The sequence below is a fragment of the Acinetobacter sp. WCHAc060025 genome (assembly GCF_004209355.1).
GTDB classification, from domain to species: domain Bacteria; phylum Pseudomonadota; class Gammaproteobacteria; order Pseudomonadales; family Moraxellaceae; genus Acinetobacter; species Acinetobacter wuhouensis.
Map to the genome: position 1 here is coordinate 148843 of NZ_SGSX01000001.1, position 17965 is coordinate 166807.

The 17965-nt window shown below is 39.8% G+C and carries 10 protein-coding genes; 6 read left to right on the top strand and 4 right to left on the bottom strand.

Annotated elements, in window-relative coordinates:
• Window positions 1–444: 444 nt before the first annotated feature.
• The 3 genes from recD to EXE09_RS00790 all read right to left on the bottom strand — a co-directional run bounded on the left by recD (window position 445) and on the right by EXE09_RS00790 (window position 9842).
• Window positions 445–2199: an exodeoxyribonuclease V subunit alpha gene (gene recD, locus EXE09_RS00780; protein WP_213073878.1), complete on the bottom strand. Its 1755-nt coding sequence runs from the start codon at window positions 2197–2199 to the stop codon at window positions 445–447.
• Window positions 2200–2322: 123 nt separating this feature from the next.
• A complete protein-coding gene (locus EXE09_RS00785; RefSeq protein ID WP_130116018.1) occupies window positions 2323–6114 on the bottom strand; it encodes a UvrD-helicase domain-containing protein in 3792 nt (1263 codons plus the stop codon).
• A 2-nt stretch (window positions 6115–6116) separates the two neighbouring features.
• Window positions 6117–9842: an exodeoxyribonuclease V subunit gamma gene (locus EXE09_RS00790; RefSeq protein ID WP_130116019.1), complete on the bottom strand. Its 3726-nt coding sequence runs from the start codon at window positions 9840–9842 to the stop codon at window positions 6117–6119.
• 183 nt (window positions 9843–10025) lie between these two features.
• On the opposite strand from EXE09_RS00790, the gene EXE09_RS00795 reads away from it, so the two are divergent.
• Entirely contained in the window at window positions 10026–10538 is a 513-nt protein-coding gene (locus EXE09_RS00795; RefSeq protein ID WP_130111940.1) for a hypothetical protein, read from the top strand.
• A gap of 248 nt (window positions 10539–10786) precedes the next feature.
• Here EXE09_RS00795 and EXE09_RS00800 read toward each other — a convergent pair whose 3' ends face one another.
• Window positions 10787–12205, bottom strand: a complete 1419-nt coding sequence (locus tag EXE09_RS00800) for a phosphate--AMP phosphotransferase (RefSeq protein WP_130116020.1) — start codon at window positions 12203–12205, stop codon at window positions 10787–10789.
• Window positions 12206–12419: 214 nt separating this feature from the next.
• Between EXE09_RS00800 and EXE09_RS00805 the strand changes: the two genes are divergently transcribed.
• The 5 genes from EXE09_RS00805 to EXE09_RS00825 all read left to right on the top strand — a co-directional run bounded on the left by EXE09_RS00805 (window position 12420) and on the right by EXE09_RS00825 (window position 17945).
• Entirely contained in the window at window positions 12420–13127 is a 708-nt protein-coding gene (locus EXE09_RS00805; protein ID WP_130116021.1) for an FFLEELY motif protein, read from the top strand.
• A 152-nt stretch (window positions 13128–13279) separates the two neighbouring features.
• Window positions 13280–14224, top strand: a complete 945-nt coding sequence (ubiE, locus tag EXE09_RS00810; protein WP_130116022.1) for a bifunctional demethylmenaquinone methyltransferase/2-methoxy-6-polyprenyl-1,4-benzoquinol methylase UbiE — start codon at window positions 13280–13282, stop codon at window positions 14222–14224.
• Window positions 14225–14236: 12 nt separating this feature from the next.
• The gene (locus tag EXE09_RS00815; protein WP_130116023.1) at window positions 14237–14902 is read left to right on the top strand and encodes a ubiquinone biosynthesis accessory factor UbiJ; all 666 of its coding nucleotides are present in this window, start codon (window positions 14237–14239) and stop codon (window positions 14900–14902) included.
• 8 nt (window positions 14903–14910) lie between these two features.
• Window positions 14911–16530 (top strand): ABC1 kinase family protein, encoded by a 1620-nt coding sequence (locus EXE09_RS00820; RefSeq protein WP_130116024.1) that lies wholly within the window; start codon window positions 14911–14913, stop codon window positions 16528–16530.
• Window positions 16531–16862: 332 nt separating this feature from the next.
• Window positions 16863–17945: a patatin-like phospholipase family protein gene (locus tag EXE09_RS00825; protein WP_130116025.1), complete on the top strand. Its 1083-nt coding sequence runs from the start codon at window positions 16863–16865 to the stop codon at window positions 17943–17945.
• The last annotated feature ends 20 nt before the right edge of the window (window positions 17946–17965 follow it).

The window sequence follows — 17965 nt, forward strand, 5'->3', positions numbered from 1 at the left end:
TTATGTCCATATGTGACCTATTATGCACCATGATTTTTCCAGACATAAGTCGCATTATCTTCTATCCGTGTGAGAAATATCTTACAAAAATACAAATCATCGTTTCCTGTAAAAAATATATTGAATACTTTTAAAAATTTAAAGAATATCTCAAAATACGGTTTTTAATATCTATTCAATAAAAAAGCCTTGTAGTCTCTCCCAAAACTACAAGGCTTAGCGGCTGTAAGTTTCCTCTTTATCACTTACTTACATGTAAGTTCGCAGTCTCTCGACTTCAAATTATTCTTATTGTGCGATTTTACTCAACGATCCTTGCTGAGCTCTTTATGGGTTCATCATCTCAAAAAGAGACATGAAGCTCTATGCGCAAATCTCTCGAATTCATGTAAGCCATTTCGTACAAAGTTAAAATTATTTAAATATACTACAAAATAACTACATTCATTTAATCGTACTAACCAACCCACTCATTCTACGCGTTGAAATCATCAAAGATTGAACAAAAGCTTGTTGATCAACCAAAAGACTCACCACTTTTTTGGCACGGGTAATCGCTGTATAAATCAATTCTTGACTCAACAATCGTGTTGCAGCTGCATCCAAAACCACTGCTGTATGGGTAAACTCTGAGCCTTGGGATTTATGAATTGTTAATACAAAAGCAGTTTGCATCGACTTTGGTAATCGTGTTGCAGGCAACCATTTATTCAAACTTGGAAAATAGACTTCAAATTGATCGGCTTGCTGACGATGCCTAAAACAAATCCCAATATCACCATTGGACAATCCGAGTTGATAATCATTATAAGTCATCATCACAGGACGCCCGACATACCAATCCCCTTGCCTAGATAATGTTGGTAAAGATGTAAATAATGCTTTCTCCATTTCTCTATTAAGTTGTTCCAAGCCTAAAGTGCCATGACGTACCGCCGTTAAGATGCGATACAAATCAAATGCTTTAACAACTTCCTCTATAACTTCATCGCTGTTTTCATCTTTGGATAAATAATTTTTGAGCGTTTCAAAATATGGTTGAAAGCCAAAGCTCAACTTTTGATTATAACTTTCGAGTTCTGCTGATGTAATTTTTTCAGGTAAATATTCAAGTTGAATGACATCTTGCACGTCATTTTGTAAAACAATATTTTGAATTTCTGTGGCTTGAACAACTTCATTTTCAAAATCTTGGAGGATCTGCTCCTCATTCAATTGCTGATGTTTTTGTTGTTGAATAAAGCGTGCCATTTTTCCAATTAAAGCATCATCACTAAAACGTCGTGTCGTAAGCAGATTAACTCTGTTTTCTTTTAGCAATTCAACATGTTGTAAGTCAGCTAATACCGAACCGACATCTACAGAAGCAAGCTGATTGGCATCGCCCAATAAAATTAATCGACAATGTTCAGGCACAGCTTCAAAGAGCATGGTGGCTAAATTCAAATCTAACATGGATGCTTCATCGACCACGATCACATCATAAGGTAAAGGTTGTCTTAAATTAAAGCGAGGTACATGTTGATTACCCAAACCCAATAGGCGATGTAAAGTCATGGGATTAAAGAGATTTTGATCTAGTCCAAAGCTGTGTAGTTTAGGGTCAGATAGTGAATTTTGTAGTGCCTCACCCATACGTTGTGCAGCTTTCCCTGTCGGTGCTGCCATGGCAATACGAATATCTGGAATGGCTTGATGAAGCACTGCGATAATCCGCGCTAAGGTATAAGTTTTACCTGTGCCAGGTCCGCCAGTAATGATATTGAATGCATTTTTGGCAGCGTTGATTAAAGCCTTTTTCTGATGTTCATCCGTCAATAAATCATCATAAGCGGATACATCAACTTGTTGAATCGCTTGCTGTTTTAAACGTAGAACTTGAGTTGCCAAACGCTGTTCCAACTGCCAATAACGATATAAATAAACAAATTCATCATCTTGCACAAAAGGTGCAACTTCAGTCTGTGCAGTTTGATCATCGCTAATCAATGTATCTAATACGGCTGTGTTTCGCCCCTGTTTGGCAATACAACTATCCCCTTGAGTCGTTGCCAACAAAACCTCTTGAACCAATTCAAGTGCTTGTGCATATGCATCTTCATGCATATGAGAGGCTGTGGAATACTGTGTTAAAACGTATTTACTCCATGTCTCTATCCATTGCGGGACTTGACTTGCTAAATCTTGTTTATTTTCCACACAGTTATCCTCAGAGTTATCTACAAGGTTTTCAACACACTTATCCACAAAAGCATCCACAACTTCATTCACATCCTTAAAACAAGAATAAGTATCTGTTTATTCAAAATTTTAAATAAAAAATTACGCACTTTCTGCCAATTTACCCTCAGTAAAATAACCGAGAATTGCATCTAATCTGAGGATAAATTCTGTACTTGGTCGCCAATAATGATAACCCTGCTCCGCTTGCCCATTCATACCGCGTAAATATAAATAGGTTGCGCCCCCCAAATCACGATCAATTTGATAGCCCTCAAGTTGCACGTTTAAATAACGATGCAATGCAACTAAATATAACGAAGCTTGTAACCAATAACTGGCATGCGACATACTTTCTTGTACCGCATCGGAACAATAGCTCTGCTGATCGATACCCAAGAAATTACTTTTATAATCGGCAATGTGATATTTCTGACCATCAAAAAATACCAAGTCAATCGAACCATTTAAATAACGTGCTGAATTGGCATCTTTAAACTCTGGCATGGTAATACCATGTTCATCGAACAATTGATGAATCCGTTTGATGGCAAGCACACGATCCGATAAGGATAAATAGAAAGGAAACTCAGCCAAATGCTCATGTGGTTCAAGCTGACCTAAGTTAAAACCATTGAGAATGGGTGTAGATAAAACATCTTTCAGCCATTCCGCCATCCAGCCTAAAATAGTTTCTTCGGCAGGTGGAATTTCGGATGATTCCGTTTCTTGCTGATCATCAATAAATGCTGCCCGATATTTCTCAAGCAGTTCGGTTCTTAAACTAGCATAATCATTTTTAAAACGACGGTGAATTTCTAAATGCCAATATTGCTGATCTTTAAAATCGATATGTTCAAAAATTTCATGTAAGAAATTCCCTGCGACTGTTCCCATCGGAAAATTGGCTTTAATCCATGCAATCGGTTGTGTTGCCATTTGATGATCTATTTCAATGACTTCTTGCTGAATTTCATCTTCAGCACTTTCAGCCTTTTGTTCAGAAACAGCCAATGCATCTTGGATTTGTTGTCGAGTCAAATGCTGTGCCAAAGCACTAAAACTGGTTTTACCACGTGGATAAAAACGCTGTTTGGGAAAGATCTCAGCCGTCAAAGGAGTGTTTGCTTCCGCTTTGGCTTTTTCTAATCGTGGCGGACATTGTGTCAGTAAGGGTTCTTCCGTACTGCCAATATGTTTAAATGTACTTGCACCCTGCCCACGCCAAAAAGCCAAACCTGTAGTCGATTTTTCCTTTACATCACTGAGCATGGCATAGACACGATAACTGGCACGGGTTAACGCCACATACCATAGGCGATGATGCTCTGCCAACGCTCGCTCATTGTGCTGTTCAATATCTTTAGGATCGAGAATAGAGCTATCATTCACCGCAACCACTCGTTGCTGTTCAACTTTCCCTTGTGTATTGACCTGTTCAATGGTGGAAAAATTGAGGGTTTTATTGATTTCTTTAAAATCTTTATCCGCACCTAAAAGGAAGACAAATTTAAATTCTAAACCTTTCGATTGGTGAATGGTCATCAGCTGAACGCCTGCCTCATTCGACAGTTTGCGTTCCATTTCCCATTCACGTTCCATCGGTGACGTGAGCTGTTTTAAATACCAATGATACAGATTTTGCGCACCTTGATATTCTTCACTGTGCTGACTGAGCAATTCGGTTAAATGACGTAAATTAACTACGACACGCTCATTGTCCCGACTTTGTGTAGCGACTAATTTTGTCCAGACTGAAAATTGATTCAGTGCAAATTGCCAAGCCGTTAAAAAGCCTTGATTCAGCCACATCTCACGGATTTGATCGAATAGCTCAATATACTGACTTAAACCATCCGCATGTTGTTCCAATGCAACCAATTGTTTTAAATCAAAACCCAATAAGCGACTGAGCAAAGCCCGTTTAATTTTTGCTTCATGGTAGGGATAAAGAATTGCCGATAATACTGCGCCTACATCTTGCGCAATTTGACTTTCAAAGACACTCTTTTTCGAAGGTCGATTGGTACGAATACCTAAATAATTTAATGCAGATTGTGCTTTGTCTAAGCCATCATGGTTTTTAGATAGAATGGCAATATCATTTTCATCAATATTTCGTTGCCCTGATTTTTCAGCAAAATATAAATTGCCTTGAATGCCTTGATTCAATAAATCACGAATTTTCCAAGCGACTTGCTCTGCTTCTTGGTTCTTATCTTCTAACTTTAACCATCGTAGCGGTTGTGGATTGGCACTACCATTGTCAATTAAATCAGGATGCGGACGGCTACCTGCTTGTACAGGGGTATAGATCACCTGTTCACCAAAATCCATTTGTTGCTGGAATAAGACATCGACCACTTCAACCAAAGGTTTAACCGAACGGTGGTTATAAATCAGATTGTATTCATGCCCATCTTTGCCAAAAACATCTTGATGCGCCTTTAAAAAGGTCAACATATCACCGCCACGGAAACCATAAATCGCTTGTTTACGATCACCGACCATGATCATACAGCCTTTTTTCACTCGGCTTGGATGACGCCAAATTTGCGCCAACATATCATCCTGATCTTGGTTAGTATCTTGGAATTCATCCACCAGAATCAAAGGATAACGCGCATGGACAAAAGTCGCAAAGCGTTGTCCTTGCTCGCCTTGTAAAGCTTCGGCTAATGTACGAATTTGCTGTGCAAAGGTGGTTTCGCCCTTTTGTTGCAAGACCTGTGGTAAACGCTGTTTAACCTCTTGTGCCAAGTAATATTTTAAAAATGTATTGGTACCCAGTAACTGATTTTCAAATGTTTCAATGGCTTCATAAATCTTTAAAAGCTGTTGAATTACCGTATGTTGATAAAAGTCAGCTTGAACATTTTCAGGCGCAGCTTTCTTGAAAATTTGTTGCTCACGTAACACTTTGATCAGTGTGGCAAAATCAGTCTTTGCCGAAGACAAACTTGAACTGAGATAATGTTTATAATCATTTTTCTGAACGGTTTGAATAATTTGCGGCAAGCTTTTGGCAAAAATTCGATGGAAACGATCACTTCTAAATTTCGTCCCATTGATGAATTTATAATATTCACCATCCAACAAATAATAGGCTTCTAGGCTTTGTAGTTTCTCGGGTGGAATTTGAGCAAGTTGTTCAATGGCTTGCTGAAATATTTGAGAATCAGCACTGGAAAACTGTGGCTGAATAAACTGCGCCGAAGCAAAGTTTAGACTCTGCTCGACCGTCGCCACATAATAATCAACGCCACGTAACTCTCCTGCAAACATCAAGCTATCCACAATCTCTTGCGGTTGCTTTTGAATCCATGTGCGTAATATGTCGTGAATCAGTTGGTGACTATAGCTCTTTGCATCATCAGTAATTTCAGCCCGTTCAATCTTGCCACTTTCAAAAGCAAACTCACGCAATAACTTCTGACTAAAACTGTCTAATGTCCCGACGAATAGCTCATCGAGTTGGTCAATGACTAATTTTAAACGCTCACAAGCATAGGCAATCTGTGTTGCAAAAGTCACCAGTACTTTGGCGAATAAGGGATCGGTCTCTTGTTGTGCTTTGGCTAATACTTCTGCCTCAGTCAATTCACGACAAGACTCGAAATAACGAAATGTTTCCTGCAAACGTGCGCGAATACGACTTTTTAATTCTGCCGCAGCTTTACGGGTAAAAGTGGTGGCAATCACTTGGCTTGGTAAATATTTCTCAAGAAAAATCCGTACCATTAAACTGGATAAGGTATAGGTTTTCCCTGTCCCTGCCGAAGCTTCAATCCAATGCAATCCTGAAAATTGCATATCGCCAATCGGTTCAATAGAAATCTTTTTATTCGCAACATGTTTATTTGCAACAGTGTCGGCAGAAGTTGATTCAGTCATGATTATTCCTCTGCAACAGTTTGATGCTGATAAATCGGTTGATACAGATCATGGGCAAATTGATCACAGGCATGTTTCAACAAGGCTGTTGCATCCTGTTCTTGCAAAATAAACTGCCAATCTCGATGCTGACGACTCCATTCCATCTCAGTTAAATCATAAGGTAGAAATGCATCACTCTTGTTCCATTCCGCCAGAATATCCGCAAAGTTTTCAATATGGGTTTGCCCCTCTTCTTCGCTCCATTCAAGTTGTTTTTTATTTTCAGCAAGTTTCAATAACAATCCTGCGGGCAAAACCAAAGGTTCAGATTGCCCATAGGTATAGGCTTTAAACCATGCCAATAGATGTGCTTTGGCTTGTTCAGAACTCAACCCAGTATTGATAATGGTCACGTCACTAAACACAGCAATGCGTTGTAAATCTTTGGCTTGATCACCTGCGAGATTTAAATAACTCAACCACAGTAAATATTCGAGCCACACTTTGGCACGGCGTTTAGCACGACCACTGGATGCATCTAAACTGACCCAATCCACACCGAATTGTTTCGGCACAGTGATATTCATCACCACATTCTTTTCAATACGCCATTGCCGTTGTGTGGTCGCTGTCACTTCCGGTGCATAGCGTTTTAAGCGTTCTTGTAGATTATCTTGTTCAGCTAAGCTCATTTGCCATGCACTCTGCTGAACCTTACCCATTGGCAATTGATCTTGTAATAAGCCAATATCAGTTGCGTTGTTTTGCGTATCGCTTTTCTGTAAAAAATCACGAATTTGATAACGTGCTAAACCATCGAGAATCAAAGGCTCATTCAATGTTGGAATATCTTCCGCGCGTAGATTTTCCACACCCAACGTTTTTAAATATAAACGTGCAGGGAAAGTCACATCCTGAATCCATTGCCCTGCATCCAATACAGTAATGTCTTCCTGAACGATTGGATAAGGGGCATTTGCCCAAGCTGTACGTTTGGATAGCTTTTCTGCTTGGCGAATCTGTTGCGCCACAGCAAACCATTGATCTTGATAGCGGATATTCTGCGTAGATTCAAAACCATTGGGATCAAAAGGCTGTAAAGTATGAATATGGTATAAAGACTGAATTTGTTCAGGTACTTCAATACCATTCAAATCCACCATCTGATCTGCCTGATCAGGTGAATCGAATGAAGCATTTGTGGACTGTGCAATCAAAGCAATATGATTGACCAATTCCTGCAAGACACTGGATGGGTCACGCACTTCACCATCACTGACATCGAAACCATTATAGAATAGCCACAGATTTTCCTGCACCAACAGCAAAGCATCTAAAAATGCACCTTGGTCGTCATCCAAACGAGAACGATCCCCCAATTGTGGTTTTAGAATTTCCATTAAATCGAATGGTAAATGCACATTTCGATCTGGGAATTTGCCCCCGTCTAAATTCATCATCACCATTAATTTATAGGGTAATGGTCGAATCTGCCCAATCTGACTAAAGGTGATCTGACCTGTCGGTAGAGCTTGATCAATTTGACCATCTAGTAGATTGTTAATTTCATTAAGTAAATAAGGTAATGGTAGGTAAATATTCTTTAAAACAGACTGCTCTTTTACATGCGCTGAAGCACCAGTCAGATTTTCAATTCTTTCATCATAATAGCTCGCCAAAGTCAGCATACGTTCTTGTTTTTTGACAACTTCACGGACTACTTTTAAGGACTCAACGCCAGCTTGCTCAAACTCGATAATGTCTTGCATGAGTAAGTTTAACCATGCATCGACATAGCATTTTAACTGGGTATTTTTACCCAGTTCATGCGCAATCATCCAATCACGGCGCTGATCAAAGTCTTGATAAATCTGAATCAACTTAGCAATGAGTTCAAAATCACTGGCTAAGACTTGAGCGTAACTTAAAGTATCACCATTCACATGTTTAAAAATCTGATGCTCTGGAATTGCCAGACCCAATGCCAAACGATCTAAGGCATATTTAAAGCTAAAACGGTAATCAGTATCGTCAGCACTGAGTGAACGTTGTAAATGTTGTGCATCCAAACCACGCTTAAACCCTGCACTGATCAACAAATCAATCATACGCTCAGTATTAGAAACATCGAGCTCATAGCGGATTTGCGTGGCATTCAAATTCAGCCAATCGGCAAAATCTTCAACGCTAAAACGTCCTTCAACCAACTGAATACGCCCGAGCACTGCACGCCATGCATTATTGGCATCCAGTTGCGTCACCCCTGCAATTTTCACAGGTAAATAAACACTATCTTGGTTTGGTGTATGCGGAAATACACTACGAATTAGCGGTTCAATTTGTTTTAAATCGGGTACGAGAATCAAAACATCACTCGGACGATGCGGATTCTCTGCCGTACCTTGTGCCAACCAATCAATCAATTGATCTTTTAAAACTTCCAACTGACGCAATGACGAATGACAGACATGTATTTGAATCGAATCATCGTCCTCAGCAATTGGATAAGCATGCGGTTCAGGCTCAACCAAATACAGAATATCAGACTGTAATTTCGTCAATAAATTGGTCGGTTCTTCATCGACAAAGGCATCGACCCATTGCCCTTCATCACCCGATGAAAGATTGGAAAGAATCGAGAAATGATCACGGGCTTGTTTACCAAAACGAGTCAGTAATGGATGACGTGACTCTCGAATTTCAGCATTAAAGTTTAAAGTAAATTCATCAAAGAACTTTTGAATATCTTCATCTGTCGCTTTAGGATGCTTGGCAATAAAACGTTCTTTAACACGTAAATCGTATTGTTTTTTCCAGTTTGGATCGACACTGTCTGCCCAATATTCTTGCGATGGGTTGTAATGCAGAATAATGACATCTAAATATTGTCCCAATCGTCTTAAAAACTGCAATTGACTGGGTGGCAAATCGAGTAAGGTGAAGACAATTAAACGACTTGGCAATTTTTTCAATGCGAAATGACGTTTAACTTCATCATCTAAAATCTGCCAAAAATCATCATCAATACTTTGCATTTCAACAAAATCATCATGAAATGTCTGTTGCCACAACCAACGTTGCCAGCTTTCCAATTCTTGCGCTTGATTTAAAGTGAATGCTGAAACAGCTTGATTGGTTTTAAAAAATTGTTGTTCTAAATTCAGTTCCTGACCACGTCCCCATTGCCCAAGCCAATTACTTGGACAGGTACAGATATGTTCACATGCACGCTGACATTCGCCACGATACATCATATAGTTGCTGAATAACTTTGATACTTGTTCAGACACCCAATACAACATACTTTGTTTTTTGAGTTGTTTATCTAAACCATTTTCAAGCTGTGAAGCAGCATCGTAAATACGTTGGATAATGCTATGTAAAGGATGATGTTCAGCAAGGCTATTTTCATCACTTTCAATAAAACTTTTTAAAGTTTGATAAATGCGCCATTTCATAATCAAACGTGGAATATTGGCTTTACGAACTTTATCTTTATCTTCTAAAACTTGTTGATAGGCAAACCATTGAAAACCACGAATCCGTTGGTGAAATTGGCTATTGGCACTAATCCCTTGTTGTTCAGCGATACGTTGACTGAGCCATTCCTGAACAGCAGGGCTCGGTACAATAAAATGTTGTGTTTGCAGGACAGCAAAAGGATTTTTAGATGGCTGTGTCGTATTTTGCAAAAGCCCTTGCACCAAAACGTCAATACGTTGGCTTTGAATCACATGTATTGCCATAATCCCTCAACTGTCAATATTTTACTCTGCATGGTGATGCACAAAAACATAAACATTCACCACTATACAACTGCGCCATACTATGGCATTTTTACACTATATTTGGAAATAACTTCACACCTTCGAGCTTAAAAACTGGCATCTACAGAAATATAAAACGCTTGAAAAATAGGTAATTGTTTTATGAAAATTGATAAAATCCCAGATTCGATCGACCCAACTTTAAATTTAGAACAAATTCGTAATGAATGTTTAGAACTCGTCAAAAAACGTGCTTATTTTTCAGCAGGTGCAGCCGTTGTCCCTGTACCATTTTTTGATGTGGTGATTGATGTGGGAATTTTATCGCAATTGATTCCTGAAATTAATGCCCGTTTTGGTTTAGCACCTGATCAAATCAGCGTTTATGACCCTGCGACTAAAAAAATCCATTGGAATGAATTGCGTAAACGTGGTTTTGAGTTTTCAGGTTTAGTTGTTGCTCGTACTGCGGTGAAATCTTCTTTGAATAATGTTGCTGCCAAAGTCATTACTAAACAAGTGACTAAATTTATTCCACTCGGTGGTTCAATCATTGCGGCAAGTTTGGGCTATATCGTGATGAAGAAAGTTGCCGAAGCGCATGTGGATGAATGTTACAAATTGGCAAAAGGTATTCAGCAGAAACAGAATGCGAGTGTGGTGAAGTATTCTTGATGTAAATATTTTAAGTCGCTTAGAGCATCGGACTCATAATCCGATGTTCTTTTTTATGCATTCCCGATTTTAACTAAACCAGTCTTATCAACAATAAAGTTTTTGCAATAAGTCTAATTACAATCAACATTTAATTCATAATGAAAGTCCCCTCTCCTTTTCAAGGAGAGGGTTAGGGAGAGGATGTATATGAAAAACACAGCATCCCTAAGCCATGCATGACGCCTAAGAAAAAAAATTCTTCAACATCAATCCACTTTTAACTGTTTCAATATCGCCTTAAGCACCTGAATACGTGCCGAATACTTATCATTAGTTGAAATAATATGCCACGGCGCATACTCAGTATTGGTACGCTCAAACATATCCGCCGCCGCATTCAAATAATCATCCCAATGCCCACGATTACGCCAATCATCTGGGGTAATTTTAAAACGCTTATGCGGTGTTTCTTCACGTGCTTTAAAACGAGCCTCTTGCTCATCTTTGCTAATCGCCAGCCAAAACTTAATCAGCACCGTTTGATTATCACTTAAATCCTTTTCAAAACGATTGATTTCATCATAAGCACGTTGCCATTCCGCAGGTTTAGCAAAGCCCTCAATCCGTTCCACCAAAACCCGCCCATACCAAGTACGGTCAAAAATGCTGATCTTTTCTTCAGGTTGAATCTTCGTCCAAAAACGCCACTGATATGGACGACGTAACTCATACTGCTCAGGTGCGGCAATGGTATGAATTTCATATTCACGAGGATCAAGATTTTTAACAATCCGCTTGATCGCACCACCTTTCCCCGCAGCATCCATACCTTCAAACGTCACCACAATATTGCGTGGGTCATTACGCAAGGCATCAGAGACTTTCTTGGATAATTTCTTTAACTCAGCCTTATAATCATCATTTTTCATCTCATCAGTAGATGGATTCAACAGACTTTCAGGAACAGGGGCTTGCTTCCACTTAGTTCTCACCGTGGTTTTATGTTTCGGTAGTTGTTTTAAGGCATGCAAAATATATTGTGCAAATTGTTGATCACGGACTTCTTCATCTTCACAATCAATCACATACCAATCATCAGTAAAACGCTGACGAAGCTTTTGTATGGTGTCATATTGCTTTTTATTGCGCCAATCCAAACCCATCAACTTATGCCAACGTTGCTCAGAGGCATCAATATTATCCAGACGCTTTTGCAAACTTTTCCACGGCAGATCGAACCAGACTTTAATCACATCCACATGATTATTTTTTAAATCCTGTTCAAATGTGCGCATGCTTTCGATATAGGCATCAAATAACGTTTCATCCAAAGGCTTAGAAACATGCATTGCCGTTGATAATAAATCACTATACCAATTGCCAAAAAAAACTTGGATTTGCCCTTCAGCAGGGATATGTCTTGCATAGGGCTGCCAAAATGTTTGTCTAAAGGTAAATAGGTGTGCAGGATCAGCTTTAACACGTAAATAACGTGGATCAACCCATTCACGTAGTTGTTTTACTGCTTCACCTTTACCCGCAAGCTCAATACCACTGACCAAGATCACGATGCTTTTGGCATTGCTTTGACCTTTAGAATTTTTAAGTGCGTATTGTGCTTCAATCAAATCAACCGAAAGTTCTTCTTCATCCCGCAATGAAAATTGTAGTTGTTCTTCAATCATTTGCTACTCTTTTGATTTAACTATACTTCATTCGAGTATAACCATTCTCTAAAATCACACCATATCTTTTCTGTATAAAAATACAGCGAAGCAAACTAATCTCGCTGAATAAGACATCCACTGACCATATTTCCCAATTGTTTTTGTACTTTTGTCATGGCGATATGATTAAACTGCCTTTATGCTTTTATAAAACGAAATTTAGAGTTTTTGTATGTCAAAACTTGCTGCACTCGATCAGCTTTTAGAACAATACCAACAATTGAGTTATCACACTGACCCAATTCTTGAAAAGCGCCTACATGAAGCCCAAGATTGGTTAAAAATTCGCATTCAAAAAACGCACCATGATTTGTTTAATCAAAAAGAAAACCAGTTGATGGCGAAATACTTTATCAACCGTTTATATGGTGGTCCTGAGTTTGATGATCTCGCTTTGCAAATTGAACGCCTTTTAAAGTATGCACACAAAGCAGAAAAAATCATTCCTGAAAATGCCATCAAAACAGGTTTAAAGTCAGTCGGGCTTGCTGTATTGGCAATGCAACTCGATGAACAAGTCGCAGCACAACTCCTGAAAGACTACCCTGCTGAACAAGCCATTAATGACGAAATGATGCGCCAAACCTTGCTTAAACTTGATCAATACAATGCCCGTTTAGAACAATTGGGGCTATTGGATGATTTGGGCGGCGCATTGGATAAATATATGCGCTCATTTATCATGCATACTGCTTTTAAAATGTGTAAAGGCACAGCAGCGAAATATAAATTTGAACTGATGTATGACTTTATTGGTGAAGGTTTTGTGGCAATGAAACCGATGAAATCCGCAGCCAAGTTTATTCACGAATTTACCGTAAAAGAAACTGAGATTGTTGAAAAAGTCCATTCAGGGCATCCACATCCATTTGAAATTTAATTTTAATTGTGCACTCAACAAACCGATCTTTTAGATCGGTTTTTGTATATTATTCATAACAATTGTTGGATGATGACTGCAAATTTTTTCAGAATCTGTCATTATGCAGGGCAATATAAAATTTCCCATTTTTGTGTTCAGGAGTGACTCAAATGTCGAATGAAGACCAAAAGCCTACAGCACCTGCTGAAACGGCAACCAATACAGACAAAGTGAGCCCATTCTTAACCGAACCATTGCCACAAGGCGCACCACAAGGTCAGCAACAATCTTTACAACAACAGCTGACCGATACCCCAGTTTCAGGCACAGTGCCTAAATACAATCTACCTCGTGGCGCAAACACAGGCAATGTCGGTGCAACCACACATTTCGGTTACCAAACCGTCAGCAGTGAAGATAAAGCGCAAAAAGTCGCTGAAGTATTCCATTCTGTTGCAGCAAAATACGACATCATGAATGACTTGATGTCTTTCGGTATTCACCGTTTATGGAAACGTTTTGCGATCAATATGTCAGGTGTACGCCGTGGTCAGCATGTGCTTGATATTGCAGGCGGTACAGGTGACTTAGCCAAAGTCTTCAGCCGTGAAGTGGGTCCTACAGGTCACGTTGTATTATCAGACATTAACGAATCAATGTTGAATGTGGGTCGTGATCGTTTACTCGATGCAGGCTGTACCAATGTGGATTTCGTTTTAGCCAATGCTGAAACTTTAGAGCCATTTGCAGACAACAGTTTTGACCTACTGACGATCAGTTTTGGTTTACGTAACGTGACCGATAAAGATGCGGCACTTGCTGCGATGTATCGTGTACTTAAGCCAGGTGGTCGTTTACTCATTTTAGAATTCTCTAAACCTGTGTTTGAACCATTCTCAAAACTCTATGACTTATATTCATTCACTGCTTTACCGATCATGGGTAAAATCGTGGCGAATGACTCAGAAAGTTATAAATATTTGGCTGAATCAATTCGTATGCACCCTGACCAACGTACCTTAAAAGGCATGATGGAAAATGCAGGCTTCCAAAACACCGATTACCACAACCTAACAGGTGGAATCGTGGCTGTGCATCGTGGTTTTAAACTTTAAAGGTCAATCGCCATGTGGTCAATTTTGGCACTCGGTGCTGTTGAACGGCTGATCAATCAATTTATCAATTTGGATGCGATCACTCGTATCCAATTCGATGAATTACAAGGTAAATTATTACGTGTGGTGATCGATTCACCACAATTGTCTGTTGATGTGTTTTTTGATACGCATAAAGTTCGGCTTGAACCGACGGTGACAGGTAAAAGTGATACACCATCGATCTTTGAACAACGTCCTTTTGATCAAACAGTTGCGATTTCAGAAGCAACTGCGACTTTACATGTCAAAAGTGTAGTTGAACTCGCCAAACTGTTTGTTGCGGATGATATTGGTAATATTCCACTTCAAGGCGATTATCACCTGCTACAGGATATTCAACGTATTCTGCAACAGGCTGAACCTGATTTAGCCTCGCATTTAAGCCCGTGGATTGGTCCTGCATTGGCACATGAAATTGGTAAAATTCAGCTTGCGCCAAAACTGATTAAACGCTCTTTGCAAAGTCATTTATTTTTTGCAGAAGACTTTTTAAAAGAAGATACAGGGCTAATTGCACCACGTTGGCAAATGGATGATTTGCAACACGATACGCGTTCTCTCAACCAAAATATTGATCGGCTTGAAGCAAAAATTCAACAGCTTCAAAACCATTTCAACTCTGAACAACCTAGGTAAGACCATTTATGATTCCGCACATTTCCCGATTGCTCGACCTGTGGCGCATCGCTGCTCACTATAGACTCGATACATTGGTACCTGCGGAAGAATTACCTGAAAAAGCCCGCCATGCCTTGTCAATTATTCGTATGCACCCTGCGGCATGGTCAAGTAAAGAGAAGAAAAATCCACTGAAGCTCAAAGAAGCTTTAGAAAAAATGGGACCTTTGGCAATCAAGCTAGGGCAATTACTTTCTACTCGCCGTGATTTGATTCCACCTGAAATCCTACAGCAATTGGTTTTACTACAAGATCGTGTCAAACCTTTTGATTCAGATGTTGCAAGAATACGTATTGAAGAATCACTCAAAGCCAATATCTCAACACTTTTCGCTCGTTTTGATGAACAGCCTTTGGCTGCGGCTTCGATTGCGCAAGTACACACGGCAGCTTTACATGATGGTCGTGAAGTGGTCGTTAAAGTCACTCGACCTGATATTCGCAGTCAAATCCTAGAAGATTTTGAAATTCTAAGATGGCTTGGGGCGAATTTGGAAAAACGCCTTGAAGCAGCACGTGCTGTGCATATTTCAGAAATTATCGAGAACTATCGTCAAGTCATTTTGAATGAATTGGATTTGACTTTAGAAGCGGATAATACCCGCCGTATGCGCCATTACTTCACAGGCTCAAGCATGATGTATGTGCCTGAAGTGTATATGGACAGCAAAGATGTGATGGTGGCTGAACGCATTACAGGTGTGCCAATTTCGGACATTGAAACCTTTGAAAAACTCGGCATGGATCGTAAAGATTTAGCTGAAAAAGGGTTAACGATTTTCTTTACCCAAGTGTTCCGTGACAACTTTTTCCATGCGGATATGCATCCGGGAAATGTCTTTGTTGAAACCTTAAATCCAAGCAAACCTCGTTATATTGCCCTTGATTGTGCAATTATGGGCGAATTGTCTAAGTCAGATCAGATGACTGTCGCTCGTATGTTACTTGCAGTGATGAACAGCGACTTCATGCAATTGATTCAGATCGTGCATCAAGCAGGTTGGATTCCACCTGGCACTGATCAAGATGCTTTAGCACGTGAAATGCGTCGTACGGTTGGACCGATGGTGTCTAAACCGATGCACGAATTGGACTTTGCAGGCATTCTGATTCAAGTCATGGACATTGCCCGTCGTTTCCATTTGGAAATTCCGCCACAACTGATGTTATTACTCAAAACATTGGTGCATGTGGAAGGCTTAGGGACAGATCTCTATCCTGATTTGGACATTTGGAGTTTAGCAAAACCGATTCTGACCGAATGGGTTAAAGCACAGATGAATCCGCAGAAAAACTTAAAGGAATTAGGACAAAAAATTCCTGACCTACTGTTAGGTGCACAGGATTTCCCTACATTGCTGATTGATAGTTTGAATGGTTTAAAAAACCAATCTGCATGGCACTCTAAACAACTGCACGAATTACAAATGATGCGTTTAGAAGTTGAACATCAACAAAAACGCAGTTGGATGTTTGGCAGTATCATGGCGATTTTATTGTCGATAGCGATTATTGCACCGTGGTATGTGTCGATTGTACTCATTGTATTGGCGAGTGTTTTAGCGGTTTGGCGGATTGCGAAGTAAATAAAATCACATTGTTTTTTTAAATAATTTCGAAAAGATCACCTAGCGTGAGGCGACATGGATGTCGCCTGTTGGGAGTTCCTTCTCCCTCTGGGAGAAGGCTAGGATGAGGGGGCTTTTAAAATAAAAACCTCTCCCTAACCCTCTCCTGAAAGGAGAGGGGACATTCAATATTGATTCAAATATTGCCGAAACTAACTTTCGTAAGAAGTCTAATATCCAGATTAAATAAATAGAACAAATGACTCCCAAGTCACCTGCTGAAACCTCTCGCCATTGTCCAACAATCCCTCACCACTAAAATACCCTCATCCGTTTGAGTGAGTGAACCCATGACCCAAATTCTACAAAAGCGCCCTGCTGCATTAACCATCCAAGCAGGCTCACTTGCCAAACAACTGATTCAAAAAGAAGGACTACAAGCACATCATGTTGACATGATTCCTGGTGCGGCAGGCGGTCCCAAAGGCATTGGTTTAATGGGTCTGGATCAAGCCATTTTCGGTGATTTCCTACAAAGAGCGAAACAACGTCGTTACCTCATCGGCTCATCAGTGGGTGCATGGCGTTTTGCAAGTCTGATTGCACAAGGTGAAAAAAAGGGCGCAGAACAACTGGCAGAGTTATATATCAATCTGCCCTTTCATAAAGGCATGAAAATCGCTGAGATTGAGAAAATTTCACGGGATATGTTACATGGAATATTAGGCAATCAGTCCAAAAAATTAGTCACTCATCCTGACTATCATCTTACAATTATCGCTGCCAAAGCAGAGCATATTTTCCAAAGTGATCAAAAGCTTGCGCTCTATGGTTCATTATTGGGCATCATTGGTAGCAATGCAATTTCACGTAATCACTTGAATAAATTTATGCAAAGGGTGATCAGTCAGCCTGAACATTTCCCACAATTTAAAATTCAGGATGATGCTTTTACAACCCATTATGTCAACTTTAATACCGACAATGTCGCAGATTGGCTGATGGCTTCAGGCTCGATTCCGGGTGTGACGCCTGCTGTAAAAAATATTGCCGATGCACCACAAGGTGCATATCGTGATGGTGGTTTGATTGACTATCACATCGACTTGCCATTCAACAGCAAAGGGATTGTTTTATATCCACATTTTAGCGACAGTATCACCCCTGGCTGGTTCGATAAAATGTTTAAATCCCGCAAAGCCAATCCTGAAAATCAAGCACGGACTTTACTGCTTTCACCGTCTGCGGAATATTTAAAATCATTGCCTTTGGGTCGCCTCCCTGACCGTAAAGACTTTGTCATGAAAGGCTTATCAGACAGTGAACGTAAAAAATTATGGCGACAGTCTGTGGCTGAAAGTCAGCGCATGGGCGATGAATTTTTAGAATTGGTCGAAAAGCAGAATTTTGCCGATGTGATGGTGGATTTGTAACTCTGAAAAAAATCCCCCTA

Coding starts and splice junctions, on each gene's coding strand:
- EXE09_RS00825 (WP_130116025.1), top strand. CDS start 16,863: ATGACCCAAATTCTACAAAAGCGCCCTGCTGCATTAACCATCCAAGCA.
- EXE09_RS00790 (WP_130116019.1), bottom strand. CDS start 9,842: ATGGCAATACATGTGATTCAAAGCCAACGTATTGACGTTTTGGTGCAA.
- EXE09_RS00795 (WP_130111940.1), top strand. CDS start 10,026: ATGAAAATTGATAAAATCCCAGATTCGATCGACCCAACTTTAAATTTA.
- EXE09_RS00805 (WP_130116021.1), top strand. CDS start 12,420: ATGTCAAAACTTGCTGCACTCGATCAGCTTTTAGAACAATACCAACAA.
- EXE09_RS00800 (WP_130116020.1), bottom strand. CDS start 12,205: ATGATTGAAGAACAACTACAATTTTCATTGCGGGATGAAGAAGAACTT.
- EXE09_RS00785 (WP_130116018.1), bottom strand. CDS start 6,114: ATGACTGAATCAACTTCTGCCGACACTGTTGCAAATAAACATGTTGCG.
- EXE09_RS00815 (WP_130116023.1), top strand. CDS start 14,237: ATGTGGTCAATTTTGGCACTCGGTGCTGTTGAACGGCTGATCAATCAA.
- EXE09_RS00820 (WP_130116024.1), top strand. CDS start 14,911: ATGATTCCGCACATTTCCCGATTGCTCGACCTGTGGCGCATCGCTGCT.
- ubiE (WP_130116022.1), top strand. CDS start 13,280: ATGTCGAATGAAGACCAAAAGCCTACAGCACCTGCTGAAACGGCAACC.